General features: G+C 39.3%; 18 protein-coding genes. 15 read left to right on the plus strand and 3 right to left on the minus strand.

Translation table 11 applies throughout. The features are described from left to right. Window positions 1-8 precede the first annotated feature (8 nt). The 4 genes from infB (at window position 9) to ribF (ending at window position 4,693) form a co-directional block, all read left to right on the plus strand. On the plus strand, window positions 9-2,273 hold the full coding sequence (gene infB, locus IEU90_RS03490) for a translation initiation factor IF-2 (protein ID WP_153709762.1): 2,265 nt from the start codon (window positions 9-11) through the stop codon (window positions 2,271-2,273). A 19-nt stretch (window positions 2,274-2,292) separates the two neighbouring features. Further along, on the plus strand, window positions 2,293-2,652 hold the full coding sequence (gene rbfA, locus IEU90_RS03495) for a 30S ribosome-binding factor RbfA (protein ID WP_153709761.1): 360 nt from the start codon (window positions 2,293-2,295) through the stop codon (window positions 2,650-2,652). Between the two features lie 176 nt (window positions 2,653-2,828). After that, window positions 2,829-3,734: a tRNA pseudouridine(55) synthase TruB gene (truB, locus tag IEU90_RS03500; protein WP_153709760.1), complete on the plus strand. Its 906-nt coding sequence runs from the start codon at window positions 2,829-2,831 to the stop codon at window positions 3,732-3,734. Window positions 3,735-3,748: 14 nt separating this feature from the next. Beyond that, on the plus strand, window positions 3,749-4,693 hold the full coding sequence (gene ribF / locus IEU90_RS03505) for a riboflavin biosynthesis protein RibF (protein ID WP_153709759.1): 945 nt from the start codon (window positions 3,749-3,751) through the stop codon (window positions 4,691-4,693). Between the two features lie 66 nt (window positions 4,694-4,759). Here the strand turns inward: ribF and IEU90_RS03510 are convergent, their stop codons facing one another. Continuing rightward, complete coding sequence (locus IEU90_RS03510) at window positions 4,760-5,131, minus strand: hypothetical protein (RefSeq protein ID WP_153709758.1); 372 nt, start codon at window positions 5,129-5,131, stop codon at window positions 4,760-4,762. 118 nt (window positions 5,132-5,249) lie between these two features. On the opposite strand from IEU90_RS03510, the gene hrcA reads away from it, so the two are divergent. From hrcA to IEU90_RS03550, 8 genes are all read left to right on the plus strand, one after another. Next, a complete protein-coding gene (gene hrcA, locus IEU90_RS03515) occupies window positions 5,250-6,302 on the plus strand; it encodes a heat-inducible transcriptional repressor HrcA (RefSeq protein WP_188357742.1) in 1,053 nt (350 codons plus the stop codon). Between the two features lie 12 nt (window positions 6,303-6,314). Further along, on the plus strand, window positions 6,315-6,887 hold the full coding sequence (gene grpE / locus IEU90_RS03520) for a nucleotide exchange factor GrpE (protein WP_153709756.1): 573 nt from the start codon (window positions 6,315-6,317) through the stop codon (window positions 6,885-6,887). Window positions 6,888-6,911: 24 nt separating this feature from the next. Continuing rightward, the gene (dnaK, locus tag IEU90_RS03525; protein WP_188357743.1) at window positions 6,912-8,780 is read left to right on the plus strand and encodes a molecular chaperone DnaK; all 1,869 of its coding nucleotides are present in this window, start codon (window positions 6,912-6,914) and stop codon (window positions 8,778-8,780) included. 125 nt (window positions 8,781-8,905) lie between these two features. After that, complete coding sequence (dnaJ, locus tag IEU90_RS03530; protein ID WP_153709754.1) at window positions 8,906-10,054, plus strand: molecular chaperone DnaJ; 1,149 nt, start codon at window positions 8,906-8,908, stop codon at window positions 10,052-10,054. Between the two features lie 143 nt (window positions 10,055-10,197). Next, window positions 10,198-12,033: a translation elongation factor 4 gene (lepA, locus tag IEU90_RS03535; protein ID WP_153709753.1), complete on the plus strand. Its 1,836-nt coding sequence runs from the start codon at window positions 10,198-10,200 to the stop codon at window positions 12,031-12,033. 233 nt (window positions 12,034-12,266) lie between these two features. Then, window positions 12,267-13,682, plus strand: coding sequence for a C69 family dipeptidase (locus IEU90_RS03540; protein ID WP_188357744.1), 1,416 nt, complete (start codon window positions 12,267-12,269; stop codon window positions 13,680-13,682). Between the two features lie 73 nt (window positions 13,683-13,755). After that, window positions 13,756-14,835, plus strand: coding sequence for an Ldh family oxidoreductase (locus tag IEU90_RS03545; RefSeq protein WP_153709751.1), 1,080 nt, complete (start codon window positions 13,756-13,758; stop codon window positions 14,833-14,835). A 58-nt stretch (window positions 14,836-14,893) separates the two neighbouring features. Next, window positions 14,894-15,067, plus strand: a complete 174-nt coding sequence (locus IEU90_RS03550) for a hypothetical protein (protein ID WP_182599158.1) — start codon at window positions 14,894-14,896, stop codon at window positions 15,065-15,067. 77 nt (window positions 15,068-15,144) lie between these two features. Here IEU90_RS03550 and IEU90_RS03555 read toward each other — a convergent pair whose 3' ends face one another. Next, window positions 15,145-16,104: an L-lactate dehydrogenase gene (locus tag IEU90_RS03555; RefSeq protein WP_153709750.1), complete on the minus strand. Its 960-nt coding sequence runs from the start codon at window positions 16,102-16,104 to the stop codon at window positions 15,145-15,147. A 116-nt stretch (window positions 16,105-16,220) separates the two neighbouring features. Beyond that, the gene (locus IEU90_RS03560) at window positions 16,221-16,400 is read right to left on the minus strand and encodes a hypothetical protein (RefSeq protein ID WP_153709749.1); all 180 of its coding nucleotides are present in this window, start codon (window positions 16,398-16,400) and stop codon (window positions 16,221-16,223) included. Window positions 16,401-16,595: 195 nt separating this feature from the next. Between IEU90_RS03560 and IEU90_RS03565 the strand changes: the two genes are divergently transcribed. The 3 genes from IEU90_RS03565 (at window position 16,596) to IEU90_RS03575 (ending at window position 18,731) form a co-directional block, all read left to right on the plus strand. Beyond that, a complete protein-coding gene (locus IEU90_RS03565; RefSeq protein WP_153709816.1) occupies window positions 16,596-16,901 on the plus strand; it encodes a hypothetical protein in 306 nt (101 codons plus the stop codon). Between the two features lie 129 nt (window positions 16,902-17,030). Continuing rightward, window positions 17,031-17,990 carry a 50S ribosomal protein L11 methyltransferase gene (gene prmA, locus IEU90_RS03570; RefSeq protein WP_188357745.1) on the plus strand — a complete coding sequence of 320 codons (960 nt, stop codon included), beginning with the start codon at window positions 17,031-17,033 and terminating at the stop codon, window positions 17,988-17,990. Next, a complete protein-coding gene (locus IEU90_RS03575; protein WP_153709747.1) occupies window positions 17,991-18,731 on the plus strand; it encodes a 16S rRNA (uracil(1498)-N(3))-methyltransferase in 741 nt (246 codons plus the stop codon). It abuts the gene before it with no gap. The last annotated feature ends 10 nt before the right edge of the window (window positions 18,732-18,741 follow it).

Raw genomic sequence — 18,741 nt, forward strand, 5'->3', positions numbered from 1 at the left:
GTGAGCATATGGCTAAGGAACGAATTTATGAATTAGCTAAGGAATTAAAAATGCCTAGCAAGGACTTAGTTAATATGGCTAATCAACAAGGAATGGGAGTTAAAAGTCACATGTCTTCTGTTACCCCAGATCAGGCACAACAATTACGTCAACTTGCAAGTGGCGGACAAAAACCAACTAACAAGCAACAAGCTACTAAACAAAAACCACATAGTAGCAATAATAACAAGCAAAATAACCACCATGCACAAAATCATGGTGGTCAACACCAAGACAAGGCACAAAATGAACGTCCCCAAAAGAAAAATAACCACCAGAACAATGGTAGGACGTCAGATAATCATCAACATCAAAACAATAAGGGCGGTCGTTTTGGCGGCAGCTTGAATAACGATCAAGGCCGTAACGGCAAACGATTCAATAAGAAGAATAAGAAAAATAAAAAGCACAATAAGAATAAGCGGTTAAAGGAAGTAGCTCATAAGCAGCCTACTCAACGTAAGGATAAGCCGCTCCCAGAAGTATTAGAATATACTGATGGAATGAATGCTCAAGACTTAGGAAAGATTTTACACCGGTCCCCAGCTGAAATTGTTAAAAAACTATTTATGCTCGGTGTAATGATTAATCAAAATCAGTCACTTGATAAGGATACTATTGAATTATTAGCAACTGATTATGGTATTGAAGCTAAAGAAAAGGTTCAAGTCGATGTTTCAGATATCGATAAGATGTTTGAAGATGAGCAGAATAATACTGAAAATCAAGTTTCACGTCCTGCAGTTGTTACTGTAATGGGACATGTTGACCATGGTAAGACTACCTTGCTTGATAAGTTACGTCATTCTCATGTTACTGAACATGAAGCAGGGGGGATTACGCAGGAAATTGGTGCCTACCAAGTACATTATAACGACCACTTGATTACGTTCCTTGATACACCAGGACATGCGGCCTTTACTGAAATGCGTGCGCGGGGAGCTAACATTACGGATATCACCGTTTTAGTTGTGGCAGCTGATGATGGTGTTATGCCGCAAACTGTCGAAGCCATTCACCACGCACAGGCAGCTGAGACACCGATTATTGTTGCGGTTAACAAGATTGATAAACCAGGTGCTAATCCAGACCGTGTAACTGAAGAATTAGCCAAGTATAACTTAATCCCAGAAGACTGGGGTGGTGACACTATTTTTGTTAAGATTTCTGCTAAGTTTGGCAAGAACCTTGATGAATTGCTTGATATGATTCTCCTCCAAGCGGAAATGATGGAACTTAAAGCTAACCCAGATCAAAATGCAGCTGGTTCAGTTGTTGAAGCTCGTCTTGACCAAGGTCGGGGGTCTGTTGCAACTATTTTGGTTCAACAAGGGACGCTTCATGTTGGAGATCCAATTGTTGTTGGTAATACATTTGGTCGTGTTCGGACAATGACTAACGAAAATGGTCGGCGGATTAAAGAAGCTACTCCATCTACACCTGTCGAAATTACGGGGTTAAATGAAGTCCCTGAAGCTGGGGATCGTTTTGTTGTCTTTGATGATGAAAAGACTGCGCGTGCCGCTGGTGAAGAGCGTGCTAAGCGGGCTATGGATAAAGAACGTCAAAAGACTTCCCATGTAACATTGGATAACTTATTTGCCACAATGAAGAAAGGTCAAATGAAGACGCTGCCAATCATTATTAAGGCAGACGTTCAAGGATCTGTTGAGGCATTAAGCCAGAGTCTTCAAAAGATTAAAGTTGATGGTGTTCGAGTTGATATTATTCACCAAGCAGTTGGTGCAATTAATCAAAGCGATGTTACTTTAGCTGAAGCATCTAACGCGGTTATCATTGGATTTAACGTTCGGCCAACAGCTGTAGCTAAAACACTAGCTGATTCTAATAGTATTGATATCCGTCTTCATCGCGTTATCTACGATGCAATCGAAGAAGTTGAAGATGCGATGAAGGGAATGCTTGAACCAGTTTACAAAGAAGAAACAATTGGTCAAGTTGAAGTACGGCAAATCTATAAGGCTTCTAAGATCGGAACAATTGCTGGGGGAATGGTTACTTCTGGTAAGATTACCCGAGATGCAAAGGTACGATTAGTTCGTGATGGTGTTGTTATTTATGAAGGAGAACTAGGTAGTCTTAAACGCTTCAAAGATGATGTTAAAGAAGTTAAACAAGGTTATGAATGTGGTTTAACTATTGAAAATTATAATGACATCAAGGAAATGGATGTTATTGAAGCCTACAAGATGAAGGAAGTTCCTGTTAAGTAAAGCTGAGGGAGAGATAAAGATGCCAAGTAAACAATATCGAGTAGATCGTTTAGCTCAAGAAATTCAAAAAGACGTTGATGAAATCTTGTTAAAGCGCGTTCGTGATCCACGTGTGCAAAATGTTACAATTACAGGTGTGGATGTTACTGGTGATCTCCAGCAAGCAACTATTTACTATAGTATTTTGTCCGATCTTGCTTCAGATGCTGAAAAAGCACAAGCGGGATTAGATAAGGCAACTGGTCTGATTCGGAGTGAATTAGGCGCACGTCTTAATATTTTCAAGACTCCGGAAATTAAATTTGTAAAAGACCCATCAGTTGCTTATGGTAGTCGGATTGATCAACTCATTAACGACTTACACAAAAAGGAAAAATAATTAGTAAAAAAGAGTTGTGACATAGGCTCTATTAATGATACAAAAGTGAACAACGCGGTATACAAATGGCATCTAAAGTCCGGTAAAGTCGAACTCTAGATGCCTATTTGTGATTGCTGGGCGTGAAAATAAAGCCATTTATGACGGCTATCACGCTCCTTTTTGGAGGAATAATAATGGACGGAATAATCCCTTTGTATAAAGAACGTGGTATGACTAGTTTTGCTTGTGTTAGTCGACTACGCCAAATTTTAAAAACTAAAAAAATTGGTCATTCAGGAACCCTTGATCCAGGAGTTGCAGGTGTTTTACCGATTTGTGTTGGCAACGCAACAAAGGTAGTCGACTATTTAATGAGTTCTGGAAAACAATACCAAGGAGAATTATTAATTGGTTTTGCAACCACTACTCAAGACCTTGATGGTGAAAAGATTGCGGAGAAAACGGTTGACAGCGAAATTCCAACGAATAAAATTGTCGCAGCGATGAATAATCTTACTGGTGAGATTACCCAAATTCCACCGATGTACTCTGCTGTAAAAGTAAATGGCAAAAAGTTGTACGAATATGCACGTGCTGGTGAAACTGTCGATCGACCCAAACGTCAAGTTAAAATAAATAAATTTGAGCTGCTTAGTTCAAAATATGATAAAGAAAATAAACAGCAACGAATTCGCTTTAATGTTGAATGTAGCAAGGGAACCTATATTAGAACACTGGTTGTTGAACTTGCTCGTCAATTAGGTTATCCGGGCGTAATGAGTTTATTAACCCGATTAAAAAGCGGCGGATTTACATTGGATCAAACACTAAGCTTAGATGATGTGCGAGATGCAGTAGCTACACAAACTTTGCAACAATATATGTATCCATTAGATTATGCCTTAAAGGACTATCCACAGTTAACTCTTCAAACAGAGCAGTGGAAAAAGGTTCAAAATGGGGGCTGGCTTGCGCCAAGTGAACTTAATACTGGTAAAAATGAAATTGTGTTATTATTTGATGGACAAGTAAAAGCACTATATCATTTAGATACTAAAAATAATATGTATAAACCAACTAAAATGTTCGCAGTTAATTGAGGAGAGTGTAAGAGTTGCAAGTTATTAAAATTCACCATCCCTTTGATAAAAAACTGATTCCAGCAGGGCCAATTGTTCTTGCGATGGGCTTTTTTGATGGTGTTCATCGCGGTCACCAAGCAGTAATTGCCCGTGCTCGTGAAATTGCTCATGAGAAGGGATTACCCTTGGCAGTTTTGACATATGACCATGCTCCTGGAGTGGTTTATCGTCAATATAAGGGTGGCTTTAAGTATTTATCGACAGTAAATCGAAAATTAGAATTATTAGATGAATTAGGGGTTAACCTTGTTTATTTAATCAGTTTTACTTCATCTTTTGCCAGCTTGACACCTCAACAGTTTGTAGACCAGTATCTTGTTAGCTTTCATGCTCAAACAGTTGTCGCTGGCTTTGATCATACCTATGGGGAAGCAGAAGAAGCATCAATGGCCTTATTACCTAAATATGCTGCTGGGCGGTTTGAAGTAGTAACAGTTCCTAAACTTACTGAGGATGGAACGCAAGAAAAAGTCGGTTCACGTGAAATTCGTCAACTGATTGATAACGGCAAAGTTGAAGCTGCTAATAGGGAACTAGGATATACTTACCAAACGACTGGTCTAGTAGTTCACGGTCTTGCTCGCGGACGGACCCTTGGTTTTCCCACTATTAATGTTGAGCATCCTCAAGAAGAGCGCCTTCCAGGAATTGGCGTTTATGCTGTAACTGTCAAAATTGGCGATAAATGGTATAAGGGGATGGCTAGCGTTGGTCATAACATTACTTTTGGCGATGGAAACCAGCTTACCGTAGAAATTTATCTCTTTGATTTTCAACAGATGGTATATGGTGAAGAGGTAGTTGTACGCTGGTATAAATATTTACGTGGCGAAAAGAAATTTGATGGTGCCGATGCGTTAGTAGCACAAATGAAACGTGATGAACATGATGCTCGTCGCCAATTAAGTAAAATATAAAGGAAAAGAGGTTTGAATTTGTAGCCCATAAATATGTAGGCTAACTTTTCAAACCTCTTTTTGTAATTAATGCCGACTGCTGTGATGATTGGTTGTCTGATTAATTTTATGAATATTTCGTTCAAACTTAAATCCGCCATCAGTAACTAATTTAAAGTGACGCATTTTACCATTGAAAGGTTTTCCATTTAGACGGGCGGTCGTCCAATTCCGCATAGTATCTGTCATTGATTTAAGGTCTTTTAGCTGTCCGGGATTATTTTCCTTAATGGCAGCATCCTTTATATCTGACTGGAGACGATAAATAAGATTGTTATGATATTCTAGCAGTTCATTAGTTAATGGAGCGTTGCGGTATTTATTAAACAGTTTTTGAATTATTAACATTGCTTCTTTTGTATTCTGTGGCTGGATATAGCGCTGATCTTTATGTTTCATGGATATTCTCCTTAAAAAATTGTTTGACGTTTCTTGACTTTTAGGGTGGTAATTGGTATATTATACAGTGTGTTTAGCACTTGACCCTAATGAGTGCTAAAAGGGGAAGTGATATTCAATGCTAACACAACGTCAGAAAAAGATTCTGCAAGCGATTGTACGTCAATTTACCTCAACTGGTCAACCAGTTGGATCAAAACATTTAGCAGAAAAGTTGCCTTTTAAGGTCAGTTCAGCGACTGTCCGTAATGAGATGGCAGTTTTAGAAGACAATGATTTGATTTTAAAAGAGCACTCTTCATCAGGTCGGGTTCCATCAAAGCGTGGTTATCGATATTATGTAGATAATTTGCTTGATCCACAGGCAGTTACGGATAATGATCTGGTCGTTATTCAAAACTCACTTGGAACCGGCTTCCAAAAGATTGACGAGATTATTTCGCACTCGGCAGATATCTTATCAAACTTAACTTCATATACTGCATTTACTTTAAAACCAGAACAAGAAAGCGTTCGGTTAAGCGGTTTTCGAGTAGTTTCACTTGGTAATCATAAAGTGATTGCTATTCTTGTAACTGATAGTGGCGAAGTTGAGAACCAATCATTTACTTTACCACCAGATATCGATACTGATGCAATGCAAGCTGTTATCAGGATGATTAATGATCAGTTGGTTGGGCTTCCATTGTCTGAAGTAGTGAAACGACTAAAAGATGATATTCCGTTGCGGGTTTTGCATTATATGCATAGTCCTGATGGCTTTCTTGATATTTTTGATAATGTTTTATCCCAAGCAGCACGTGAAAGATTCTTTGTCGGCGGACGGTTAAACTTGCTTGATTTTGCAAGTACGCATGATCCCCATGTTATTCAATCTTTGTACGGATTACTAGATAAAAATGATAATTTATCAAATATTCTTGATTCTACTCTTGCGTCAGATAATGGAGTTAATGTTAAAATCGGTCAAGAAATTTCTAAGAATAAGCTGTTAGATGATTATAGTTTAATTACAGCAAGCTACAACGTTGAACAGTATGGCCGTGGGATTATTGCAGTCCTTGGGCCAACACGAATGCCTTATTCCAGAACAATCGGAATTGTAAATGCTTTTCGACAGGAATTAGCCAAGCGGTTGTTAGATTTCTACCGTCACTATTATGATTCATAGGAGGCGAGTTAATTGGCCAAAGAAAAACAAGAAGATCAACAAAAACAAACGGTCGCTGAAAATGAAAAGGCACCAAAGAAAGAAACAAAAAAAGATGATTCTAATGAAAAATTAGATCAAACTTCAAAACTAAAAGAAGAAATTGCTAGCTTGAAGAAACAGCTTGCTGATAAAGATGACAAGTATTTGCGAGCAGAAGCAGAAATTCAAAATATGACAAACCGTTTTAATAAAGAACGGGCCCAAATCCTTAAATATGATGGTCAGGACTTAGCAAAGTCAATTTTACCTGTTCTTGACAATCTTAAGCGGGCATTAGCAATTGAAGTTGTTGATGATAACGGTAAACAACTAAAAAAGGGTATTCAAATGGTTCATGATCATCTAGTAAAAGCACTAAATGATCACGGTATTACTGAAATTAAAGCTGATGGCGAAACATTTGACCCGACACTTCACCAGGCAGTCCAAACTGTTCCGGTTGAAGAAGGTCAAAGTCCTGAAACAGTTGTTAATGTTCTTCAAGCTGGATATCAACTAAAGGATCGGGTACTACGCCCTGCAATGGTAGTTGTAGCTCAATAAATTAGTGAGAGAAGGAATTAAATTATGGCAAGTAATAAGATTATTGGTATTGATTTAGGTACTACTAACTCTGCGGTTGCTGTTATGGAAGGTAATGAACCTAAGATTATCACCAACCCAGAAGGAAGTCGGACGACACCATCTGTTGTTTCATTTAAAAACGGTGAAACCCAAGTTGGGGAAGTAGCAAAGCGGCAAGCAATTACTAACCCTAACACGATCTCATCCATCAAGAGTCACATGGGTGAAGCAGGTTATACTGTTGAAGTTGATGGAAAGAAGTACACACCACAAGAAATTTCAGCAATGATCTTGCAATACATTAAGAAGTATGCTGAAGATTACATTGGTGATACGGTTACACAAGCAGTTATTACTGTTCCTGCATACTTTAACGACGCACAACGGCAAGCCACTAAAGATGCTGGTAAGATTGCTGGCTTAGATGTTAAGCGGATTATCAACGAACCAACTGCTTCATCATTAGCTTATGGTCTTGATAAGAAGGACAAAGATGAAAAGATTCTTGTTTACGACCTTGGTGGTGGAACATTTGATGTTTCTATCCTTGAATTAGGTGATGGTGTCTTCCAAGTACTTTCCACTAATGGTGATACTCATTTAGGTGGGGATGACTTCGACCAAAAGATTATGGACTGGTTAATTGCTGGTTTCAAAGAAGAACACGGTGTTGACCTATCTCAAGATAAGATGGCTCTTCAACGATTAAAGGATGCTGCTGAAAAGGCTAAGAAAGACTTGTCAGGTGTTCAGGAAGCTCAAATTAGCTTACCATTTATCTCTGCTGGTGAAAATGGCCCATTACACTTGGAGAAGACCTTAAGCCGGGCACAATTTAACCAATTAACTAATGACTTAGTTGAACGAACAAAACAACCAGTACTAAATGCTTTGAAGGATGCAGACCTTACTTTTGATGACATTGATGAAGTTATCTTAAATGGTGGTTCTACTCGTATTCCTGCTGTTCAAGAAATGGTTAAGGAATTAACGGGCAAGGAACCTAACCACTCAATTAACCCTGATGAAGCCGTTGCCCTAGGTGCTGCCATTCAAGGTGGTGTCCTTACTGGTGACGTTAAGGATGTTGTTTTACTTGATGTTACGCCACTTTCACTTGGTATTGAAACTATGGGTGGTGTATTCACTAAATTAATTGATCGTAATACAACTATTCCTACTTCAAAGAGCCAAATCTTCTCAACTGCCGCTGATAACCAACCAGCTGTTGATATTCATGTTCTTCAAGGTGAACGTCCAATGGCAGCAGATAATAAGACGTTGGGTAACTTCCAATTAACAGACATTCCTGCTGCTCCTCGTGGTGTTCCTCAAATTAAGGTTACATTTGATATCGATAAAAACGGTATTGTAAATGTTTCAGCCGAAGACCAAGGAACTCATAAGAAGCAAAACATTACTATTAAGTCTAACTCCGGCTTAAGTGATGAAGAAATTGAGCGAATGAAGAAAGATGCCGAGGAACATGCTGAAGCTGATAAGAAGAAGAAAGAAGAAGTCGACTTAAAGAACGAAGTAGATCAAGAACTCTTCCAAGTTGATAAGACTTTGAAAGAAGTTAAGGGCAAGGTTCCTGAAGATGACATTAAAAAGGCTGAAAGTGCTCGTGATGAATTAAAGAAGGCTAAAGAAAGCGGTAACCTTGATGAGATGAAGGCGAAGAAAGATGCCTTAAATAAGGTTATTCAAGATCTTAGTGTAAAGCTTTATCAACAAGCTCAAGGTGCCCAAGGTGGTGCTACTAATGGTCAGCCTGGTGGTAATAACCAACAAAATGGTAACAACAATGGTAATGATGATAATACTGTTGATGGTGATTTTAAGGACGTTACACCAGACGACAAGAAATAGCCTGCGGTAAACAGTCTTAAAATGTTAGTGTAAAAGCCAAAGGCCAGAAAAAAGGACTTTGGCTTTTACTTTCGTTTGCTGGCTGTGGTATAACTAAACAAGCAATAAAATAATGAGGTATTTATATGGCAGAACAAGATTATTATGACATTTTAGGTGTCTCTAAGGATGCATCCGAAAAAGACATCAAGCGTGCATATCGCCGGCTTGCGGCAAAATACCACCCAGATGTTAACCACGAGCCTGGTGCAGAAGAAAAATTCAAAAAGATTAACGAGGCCTATGAGACACTGAGCGATAGTCAAAAGCGTGCTCAATACGACCAGTTTGGATCGGCTGGCCCTCAAGGCGGTGGTCAAGGCTTCGGCGGCTTTGGCGGTGGTCAAGCATATTCTAACTTTGGTGGCGGCTTTGATGATATCTTTAGCCAATTCTTCGGTGGCGGTGGCCGTTCTCGTCGTGACCCGACTGCCCCACGTCAGGGACGCGATTTACAATATGCAATGACACTTGATTTTATGGATGCGGTTTTTGGTAAAACTACAACTATTAAGTATGATCGTGATGCAGAATGTAAAACTTGTCATGGTACTGGTGCTAAGCCAGGCAAATCGCCGGTAACTTGTCCTCGTTGTCACGGTGCTGGAGTAATTACCAGTGTTCGGCAAACGCCACTTGGTAATATGCAAACTCAAACAACTTGTCCAGAGTGTAACGGATCTGGAAAGATTATCAAACCAGGAGATCGTTGTGATACTTGTCATGGTGCTGGCCATGTTCATGAACGGCATGAACTCGAAGTAAAAGTTCCTGCTGGAGTTGATGATGGGCAACAAATGCGTCTTCAACACCAGGGTGATGCGGGTGAAAATGGCGGTCCTGCTGGAGACTTATACATTGTTTTCCGAGTAACACCAAGTCGAGAATTCCGTCGTGATGGTTCCACAATTTATGTTGATCGTGATATTTCGTTTGCCCAGGCTGCGTTGGGGGACGAGGTAAAAGTTAAAACTGTTCACGGAGATGTAGACCTTAAGATTCCGGCTGGTACACAGTCAGAAACTAATTTCCGATTACGTGGCAAAGGGGTTCCTCATCTTAACGGTAATGGCAATGGTGATGAACATGTTACCGTCCATGTTAAAACCCCTAAGAGCCTTAACAAGCGCCAACGTGAAGCCATGTTAGCTTTTGCAGCTGCCAGTGGTGAAAATGTTAAGGGTGTTAAGAAGACGGTTCTTGATAAACTACGTGATGCATTTGAGGATAAATAAATACTTTTATGAAGCAGGGAAGGATTAATTTTTTCTCTGCTTCTTGTATTTCCTACTTATGTTATCTAATAGAAGTTTTTCCATTGTAAACGGGGATTTGGTATACTAGATAAAGAATATTCGTTGAAAGTGAGTCTTTTTAAATGAACCTAGAAGAAATGAAAGAACGTCAAAAACACATTCGAAATTTCTCGATTGTTGCCCATATCGATCATGGAAAATCAACGCTTGCTGATCGAATTTTGGAAATGACTGATTCAATTAGCAAACGTGAGATGAAAAACCAGATTCTTGATGATATGCCATTAGAACGGGAACGAGGAATCACAATCAAATTAAATGCGGTGGCATTAACGTACCATGCTAAAGATGGTGAGGACTATATTTTCCATTTAATCGATACGCCAGGACATGTAGACTTCTCTTATGAGGTGTCACGCTCGCTTGCTGCCTGTGAAGGAGCGGTCTTAGTAGTTGATGCTACCCAGGGAGTGGAGGCACAAACACTCGCAAATGTTTATTTAGCTCTTGATAATGACCTCGAAATCCTGCCAGTTATCAACAAAATTGATTTACCGTCTGCGGATCCTGAGGGGACTAAAAAACAAATTGAAGATGAGATTGGTCTCGATACAGATGAGGCAGTTGATATTAGTGCAAAAACTGGAATGGGCGTTGATGAAGTCCTTGAGAAAATTGTAAAGGATGTTCCAGCTCCAACTGGTGACTTAACTGCACCACTAAAAGCCCTTATTTTTGACTCTAAATATGATGATTATCGCGGGGTAGTACTTAGTGTCCGGGTAGTAGAAGGAACGGTTAAGAAAGGCGATCGGATTAAATTAATGAACGGGGGCACTGAATATGAAGTTGCTGAAGTTGGTATTAATTCGCCTAAACCACTGGCTCGTGATGTCTTAATGGCTGGAGATGTTGGTTATATTACTGCCGCAATAAAGGATATTAAGGATACCCGAGTTGGTGACACCGTTACTAGTGCAGATAATCCGACTGAAAAACCTTTAGAAGGTTATCGTCAAATGACACCAATGGTATATGCAGGTCTTTACCCAACAGATAATGCTAAATTTAATGATTTGCGTGATGCGTTAGAAAAACTTCAGCTTAATGATGCGGCGTTAACATTTGAACCAGAATCATCACAGGCACTTGGTTTTGGTTTCCGTTGTGGTTTCTTGGGATTGCTTCACATGGATGTCATTCAAGAACGATTGGAACGGGAATTTAATCTTGATTTAATTACTACCGCGCCATCTGTTACCTACCATGTTGAATTAGCGGATGGAACGACCAAGGAAGTTGAAAATCCAGCTGAGATGCCTGATGCTTCTTCAATTAAGGCAATAAAGGAACCGTATGTCCGTGCATCAATCATGGTACCAAATGATTATGTTGGGCCAGTGATGGAATTATGCCAACGCAAACGCGGGGACTTTGATACAATGGAATACCTAAGCGATACGCGGGTAAACGTTATTTATCATATTCCTTTATCAGAAATTATTTTTGACTTTTTTGATAAACTAAAGAGTTCTACTCGTGGATATGCTTCTTTGGACTATGAAATTGATGGTTATCGACCAAGTAGCCTAGTTAAGATCGACATTTTGCTTAATGGAGATAAGGTTGATGCATTAAGCTTCATTGCCCACCGTGATTTTGCGGCTGAACGTGGTCGTGAAATTACAGCTAAATTAAAGAAGATTATCCCACGGCAAAACTTTGAAATACCAATTCAAGCTGCAATTGGTTCTAAGATTATTGCGCGGACTAATATTAAAGCTTATCGAAAAGATGTTACTGCACGAATCCATACTGGTGATCCAGACCGGCGTGCTAAATTATTAGACAAACAAAAGCGAGGAAAGAAACGAATGAAGGCTGTTGGAAAAGTTGATATTCCTCAAGCCGCCTTTATGGCCGTTTTGAAGACCGATGAGCAATTGGACGAGAAGTAAGCGTTGATGTAATAGGATTTAACATCTTTAAAAATCACAAAGTAGACCAATCTTTTAACATTTTTCCTTAATTTCCCCTTATGTGGGATTTTAAGGGGAAGCCAGAAGATTAGTCTACTTTTTCTTTAAGCTAAATAATGGGAGACCTTTCTTATTTATTTTTATGCAACCCTAAATCAAATGGCGTATTATAGATAATGTAATCGCTATTATGTAATTGGGAGGAATGCATTATGCAAAACAAAGATGCTTGTACATCAATTATGGTAGGTAAAAGGGCATCGCTTGATGGGACGGCATTTATCGCAAGAAATGAAGATCGTGTTAAAGCAATTGAACCCAAGCGTTTCTTAGTTAAACCAGCTGTAAAAGACCGTCATGAAACCTATGTCTCGCCATATAATAAGGTAACTGTGACATTGCCAGAAAGCGGAATGCGTTATACTTCAACTCCAAGTTTAGACCAAACTACTGGTCCTAATGAAGAAGATGGGATTAATGAGGCAAATGTAGCCGCTTCATTTACTGAGAGTGTCTATGCAAATGATCGGGTCTTGGCTTATGACCCCTATGTAAGGAATGGACTAGCAGAGGATTCTTTATGTACTTTGGTATTGCCATATATTCATTCTGCTCGTGAGGGTGTTGAATATACTGGAAAACTAATTGCAAAATTTGGTTCCGCCGAAGGAAATGGGATGCAGTTTGCGGACGCTGATAATATCTGGTATATGGAAGTAGTAACGGGTCACCAGTGGGTTGCTGTTCGAATTCCGGATGACTGCTATGCGGTAACACCTAACCAGGTTGCGATTGAAGATATTAATTTTGCCGATCCTGATAATTATATGTGGGCGGATGGCATTCAAAAATTTGTTGAAGAACACCAACTAAATCCGGATCATGATCGGTGGAATTTCCGTCATATTTTTGGTACAAGTACGCAAAAAGACCGGCACTATAATACGCCACGAACCTGGTTTGCGCAACGATACCTTAGTCCTAAGGCTTCACAAGGTCAAATGCCTGAAGATTCTGAAATGCCCTTTATTCGTAAAGCTGAATTTAAGATTGCCAACGAAGATATTCAGTATGTTTTAAAGTCTCATTTTAACGAAACGCCCTATGATCCGATGGGAGATGCTCCTGAACGAAAGACGTACCGAGCAATCTCATTATCGCGGACAGCCCAATCTCACATTTTACAAGTACGTGATCTGAATAAGTATAAGACAAGCATTCATTGGATTGAATTAGGTGTTCCGGCATTTAATCCATATGTTCCATTTTTTGCTAATGCTGATGATACAGATGAATCTTATCGGAATGTTCCTGAAAAGATGGATTTGAAATCTGCATTTTGGTTAAATGAAGCGCTAGCAGAAGTTGTTGAAAGCCATTATCAAGAATTTATCGAAAAAGATGAAGATTATCAAAAAGAATTAAATGAATGGGCACGCCGAAAGATTGCGCAAGTTGATAAAGAAACGCTGAATCTTGAAGGACAAGCGCTAACTGACTACTTAACAGAACAAAATCATGAAGTGGCAGCTCATTATAATAAACGAACAACAGAACTATTTTATGAATTGCTAACAGAGGGCTGCGAGCTTTCTCGAATGTCGTTTAAAATGGATCCTAACCTTTAAGCGTTACTCGCTCATTGACATTTCTCTCGCTAACATTAAAATATAATTAATATAGAATGAGAGAAGGATAAAGATGAGAATTAAAGAAAGTGCTGAACGACAATATTTGGAAGAAGTCTTTTCAAAGTTAAATTTTGATCAACATGCTAGCCAATTATTAGCTGATACTTTAGTGGACGCTGATTTACGAGGAATATCCTCTCACGGAATTCAGCGATTGGCTTGGTATTGTCGAATGATTAAAGAAGGGACAATTATTCCGCAAAATAAAGCTAAAGTTATTCGGGAACGTCCAGGGACCATTCTTGTTGACGCAAATCAAAATATGGGGCAGTTAGCAACTATTTTAGCCACTCATAAGATTATTGAAAAAGCAAAGAAAACTGGTGTAGCAATTGCCGTGATTCGGAATTCAAATCATTTTGGAACGGCTGGCTACTATACAAGACTAGCATTAAAAGCGGGCTTAGTAGGGATTGCACTTACTAATACGCGTCCACTTGTTGTGCCAACTAATGCAACTCAAGCCTTTTTAGGTTCTAATGCGTTTGCATTTGCTTTTCCTGCAACTCCGCACCCCTTTATGTTTGATGGGGCAACATGTGTAGTATCTGGTGGGAAAATCCAAGTTCATGATAAGAAAAATGAGCCATTACCTGGAGAATGGGCAGTCGATAAAAACCGTGAAGTAGTAACTGATGCGCAAGAAGCTGAAGATATTCTTGCAACAGCTGCATTTACAGAAGGAGAACAAAAGGGTGGCGGTGTGCTCACTCTTGGTGGAAATAGCGCGGTAAATTCAAATTATAAGGGAATGGGTAATTCGATTGTGATTGAATTACTAACCGGTATTTTAGCGCAAGGTTCAATTTCTGCAGATACCGTTAGTGGGAAGCATGATTTTAGTCAATTTGTAATGGTGTTTGACCCAGCATTCTTTGGCGATCCGGAAATGCTTAAGCAAGATGCAACGTCAATGTTAAATCGAATCCGTCAGCTTAAGCATATCCCTGGTAAAGAAATTTGGATACCTGGAGATCGTGAATACCGCTTCTTAGCGGAAAATAAAGAAAAAGGCGTTTCAATTGATGAGAAGACTTACCAAGAAATGAAAGAAATTGGTACTGAATTGAATATCCGTGTTCCTGAATAGAATATATTATTGTTTTTTGCGACGGTAATACCGATAAACTGTAAAAAAGGAGCAAAAAATGGAAAATCGTGAATTAGTAATGTTTTGGCTCGCGGGTGACCACCACTTAGCAATCAAAAATGGGTTAACCCCTGCAATCTTAGCAGATGAGCTTAAGAAAAAAGGGTATAAGGATCACCTAATAAAGGAATTTCTTAATGATTTTGCCCGCAATTTAGAGAATGATAAGTAAAGTAAAAAAGGCTCTCAACGTTTAATACCAAACGCTGAGAGCCTTTTAATAGCCCAATATTTATTCAATAATATGGCTTAGTTATTACCTTGTAATTTTGCCATACCGTTCTTGGCAACTTCTTCTAATTGCTTAGCAGAGTCTGCCATGGCCTTCTTTTCACGGTCATTAAGTGGAACTTCGATAACCTTAGCAACACCAGAACCGTTAACAACAGCTGGAGTACCAATGTAAAGGTCGTTAAGTCCGTATTCACCGTTCATTGGGGCACCGATTGGGAGAACAGAATTTTCATCACGAAGAATAGCCTTTGAAATCCGCATTAAGGCAGTAGCAACACCGTAGAATGTAGCACCCTTACGATTAATGATTTCGTAAGCCTTGTTACGAACGTCATCTTCAATCTTAAGTAATTCGTCTTCAGAAATGCCTTCATCCTTAGCGATATCAAGTAATGGCTTACCACCAACAGTAGCACTTGAGTAGGCAGCAAATTCTGAATCACCGTGTTCACCCATGATGTTGGCAATAACATCGCGTGGGTCAACATGAAGCTTCTTACTAAGAGCAACACGAAGACGAGCGGAGTCAAGTGAAGTACCTGAACCTACAACCTTGTTCTTTGGGAAGCCAGAAAGCTTTTGAACAGCGTAAGTAAGGATATCAACCGGGTTAGCAGCAACCAAGAAGATACCATCGAAACCTGACTTAACAATTGGTTCTACAACAGACTTGATAATCTTCAAGTTCTTGTCAACTAATTGAAGACGAGTTTCACCTGGCTTTTGTGGGGCACCAGCAGTGATAACAACTAAGTCAGCATCCTTGCAAGTGTCGTAATCTGCTGAGTAGATGTTCTTAGGAGCAGTGAAGGCAGTGGCATCTTCAAGGTCCATTGCGTCCCCTTCAGTCCGTTCCTTAATAATATCAACAATAGCAAATTCTTCAGCAATTCCTTGTTGAGCCATTGCGAAGGCATAACTTGAACCTACAGCACCGTCACCAACAAGAACAACTTTTTGATGGTTCTTAGACATAATAAACAGTCTCCCTTTCATCCTATGTATACATTATTTGAGATTTCTCTCACATTAATGATTATAACATTCCGCGGGAAAATTACTATAAAATTTAATAAAGTCTTCTTTATAAATTAATTAGTAAACAAGCCGGCACCTAATATTAGGATAGCCAGAATAATGGCTGGCCATAATAGGACGTGAACTAATGTACCAATTAAAAGAATCAGAAGAATTAAGCCGATAAACTTAACTGTTAAGATCCCGATTTTCCATAGCAGCCAACAGATAAGAATAGCAATTAGTAAACTCAATAAAGTAATCACCTTTCATTAAAGAATTGTGAATTAAGTATAGCATTTTTCATGAAAATTAAAGTTTAAACATAGATTAAACTTTGGAACAATGGCGACCTGTGCTAAAATATATCTATCTAGGAAGATTAATTCAATTGATCAGGAATAATAATAGAGGAGGTGGCTACCATTCTGAATCGAACTAAGCAGTTTATGCGCGATAATGATTTAATGTATAAAAAAGAGTACATTCGGCCAATGATGACACCCCAACACGTATATGTGTTCCGTTTCGGCAAACACAGGTTAAATAATCGGGTAATTGTTCGTTACTCCCATACTTGGACCGGACGATTAAAAATTAACGAGATTGACGTCCGCTTGCATCATCAGCATCATCCCCGTATTTTCTTGACTGAATCGGACTTAATTGATTATTTAGTCCATCATCTTGAAAAAGAAAAAAAACGCGAACAAGAACGTCCACGTATTAATAAAGCCAGCGAGGATAAAGAATAAGGCTTTATTAGACATAATTTAGTAAATGGGAAAAATTACCTATTATCTAAATGTACGTATCAGCAAGGGGGCTGAGAAAAAACAGAGGTGTTTTTTCCCAGCCTCTTTAGTATTTAAGGAGGGTATTAAATGGATTGGACAGCAATAAAGGTGATCACTTCTAGTGAAGCCGTTGAAGCGGTAAGCTATATTTTGACGGACGAGGGAGCTGAAGGGGTACAAATTGAAGATGCCGCTGATTTTAAAAATCTCCATAAAGGAAGATACGGGAATCATGGTGAATTTATTGATCCGGCTTCAATTCCTCATCGTCAAAGCGGCGCAGCAGTGTCGGGGTACTTCCCGCAAAACGTTTTTGTGCCGGAATTATTACCAACAATTCGGCAGCGAGTAGCAAAGCTTAAAGAGTATGGCTTAAACCCGGGTGAAAATAAGGTGTCGGCTGCTTCAGTTGATAATCAGCAATGGGCAACGGTTTGGCAAAAATATTACCACCCGCTAAGAGTAACGAACCAGTTAACGATTGTTCCGCAATGGGAAAACTACCGCCCAGAGGATCCTCAGGAAAAGTTGATTCTTCTTGATCCGGGGATGGCTTTTGGAACCGGAACTCATCCGACAACCCGCCTAATGCTTGAAGCACTGGAAAAGACTATTACTGGTAATGAATATGTGATTGATGTTGGGACCGGATCAGGAGTGTTAAGCATTGCAGCTAAGCATCTTGGTGCCGGGAAAGTCGACGCCTATGATATTGATGAAGTCGCTGTTAATTCTGCTAAAAAGAACTTAGCGCTTAATCCAGTTGCTAAAGATGTTAATGTCGGTGTTAACAGCTTGCTCGACGGTATTCACACACAGGCTGATTTGATTGTTGCAAATATGCTTGCTGAAGCCATTGTTCCGCTTATTCCGCAAGCATATGAGAATCTGAAGCCGGGCGGAAAATTCCTTGTGTCAGGAATTATTGATGATAAGGCACCTTTAATTCGTCAAAAATTACAGGAGCAGGGCTTTATCATTGATGACGAGCAGCAAATGAAAGATTGGCATGGAATGATTGCTCATAAACCGGCTGAGGTGAAATAAATGCAACGATATTTTGTAGATGTTGATCCTAGTGATGAAATTACATTACCATCAGAAGCAGCGCACCATTTATTAAAAGTAATGCGTGCTGGTATCGGAACTAAAGTAGAATTGGTTTTAGCTGATCATTGTGTATATTTAGCGACAGTTAATGTGACTGAGCCAGCTGCTAAATTAAAAATTATGCAAAAATTACCTTCTAATAGTGAATTACCGGTATCTGTTACTCTTGCATGCGGGATTCCAAAGACAAAGGAAAAGCCAGAATTAATTGTGCAAAAGTCGACAGAACTAGGTGCCGATAAAATTATCTTTTTTGAGGCAGCGCGGTCAATTAGTCATTGGCAGGGAAACAAGCAAAAAAGAAAAATCGAACGGTTACAAAAAATAGCAGAATCAGCTGCTGAACAATCACACCGAAATAAAATACCGCTTGTTGAATATTGTAAAAGCCTTGATGATTTAATAAGTGATTACCCTGCTACAAAGCGTGTAGTAGCGTGGGAAGAATCAGCTAAGCAGGGTGAGACAAGTGCGCTAGCTCATCAATTTAATGGTCTACAGGCTGGTGACTCAATGCTTGCCATTTTTGGTCCAGAAGGTGGTTTAACAGAAACGGAAATTACCAAAATGAACAATGCTGGTATTGAAGCGGTAGGGCTTGGACCGCGGATTCTCCGTACTGAAACGGCTCCCTTATATTTTATGGCAGCAATTTCGTATGCAATGGAATTGTCATAATGAGTATGCC

It is taken from the genome of Limosilactobacillus caviae (assembly GCF_014635905.1).
Taxonomy (GTDB): Bacteria; Bacillota; Bacilli; order Lactobacillales; family Lactobacillaceae; genus Limosilactobacillus; species Limosilactobacillus caviae.

Excerpts from the sequence above, each read along its gene's own strand:
- IEU90_RS03575 (WP_153709747.1), top strand. The coding sequence starts at position 17,991 with ATGCAACGATATTTTGTAGATGTTGATCCTAGTGATGAAATTACATTA.
- infB (WP_153709762.1), top strand. The coding sequence starts at position 9 with ATGGCTAAGGAACGAATTTATGAATTAGCTAAGGAATTAAAAATGCCT.
- dnaK (WP_188357743.1), top strand. The coding sequence starts at position 6,912 with ATGGCAAGTAATAAGATTATTGGTATTGATTTAGGTACTACTAACTCT.
- dnaJ (WP_153709754.1), top strand. The coding sequence starts at position 8,906 with ATGGCAGAACAAGATTATTATGACATTTTAGGTGTCTCTAAGGATGCA.
- hrcA (WP_188357742.1), top strand. The coding sequence starts at position 5,250 with ATGCTAACACAACGTCAGAAAAAGATTCTGCAAGCGATTGTACGTCAA.
- prmA (WP_188357745.1), top strand. The coding sequence starts at position 17,031 with ATGGATTGGACAGCAATAAAGGTGATCACTTCTAGTGAAGCCGTTGAA.
- IEU90_RS03565 (WP_153709816.1), top strand. The coding sequence starts at position 16,596 with ATGCGCGATAATGATTTAATGTATAAAAAAGAGTACATTCGGCCAATG.
- IEU90_RS03510 (WP_153709758.1), bottom strand. The coding sequence starts at position 5,131 with ATGAAACATAAAGATCAGCGCTATATCCAGCCACAGAATACAAAAGAA.
- rbfA (WP_153709761.1), top strand. The coding sequence starts at position 2,293 with ATGCCAAGTAAACAATATCGAGTAGATCGTTTAGCTCAAGAAATTCAA.
- IEU90_RS03550 (WP_182599158.1), top strand. The coding sequence starts at position 14,894 with ATGGAAAATCGTGAATTAGTAATGTTTTGGCTCGCGGGTGACCACCAC.
- IEU90_RS03540 (WP_188357744.1), top strand. The coding sequence starts at position 12,267 with ATGCAAAACAAAGATGCTTGTACATCAATTATGGTAGGTAAAAGGGCA.
- IEU90_RS03545 (WP_153709751.1), top strand. The coding sequence starts at position 13,756 with ATGAGAATTAAAGAAAGTGCTGAACGACAATATTTGGAAGAAGTCTTT.
- IEU90_RS03555 (WP_153709750.1), bottom strand. The coding sequence starts at position 16,104 with ATGTCTAAGAACCATCAAAAAGTTGTTCTTGTTGGTGACGGTGCTGTA.
- lepA (WP_153709753.1), top strand. The coding sequence starts at position 10,198 with ATGAACCTAGAAGAAATGAAAGAACGTCAAAAACACATTCGAAATTTC.
- truB (WP_153709760.1), top strand. The coding sequence starts at position 2,829 with ATGGACGGAATAATCCCTTTGTATAAAGAACGTGGTATGACTAGTTTT.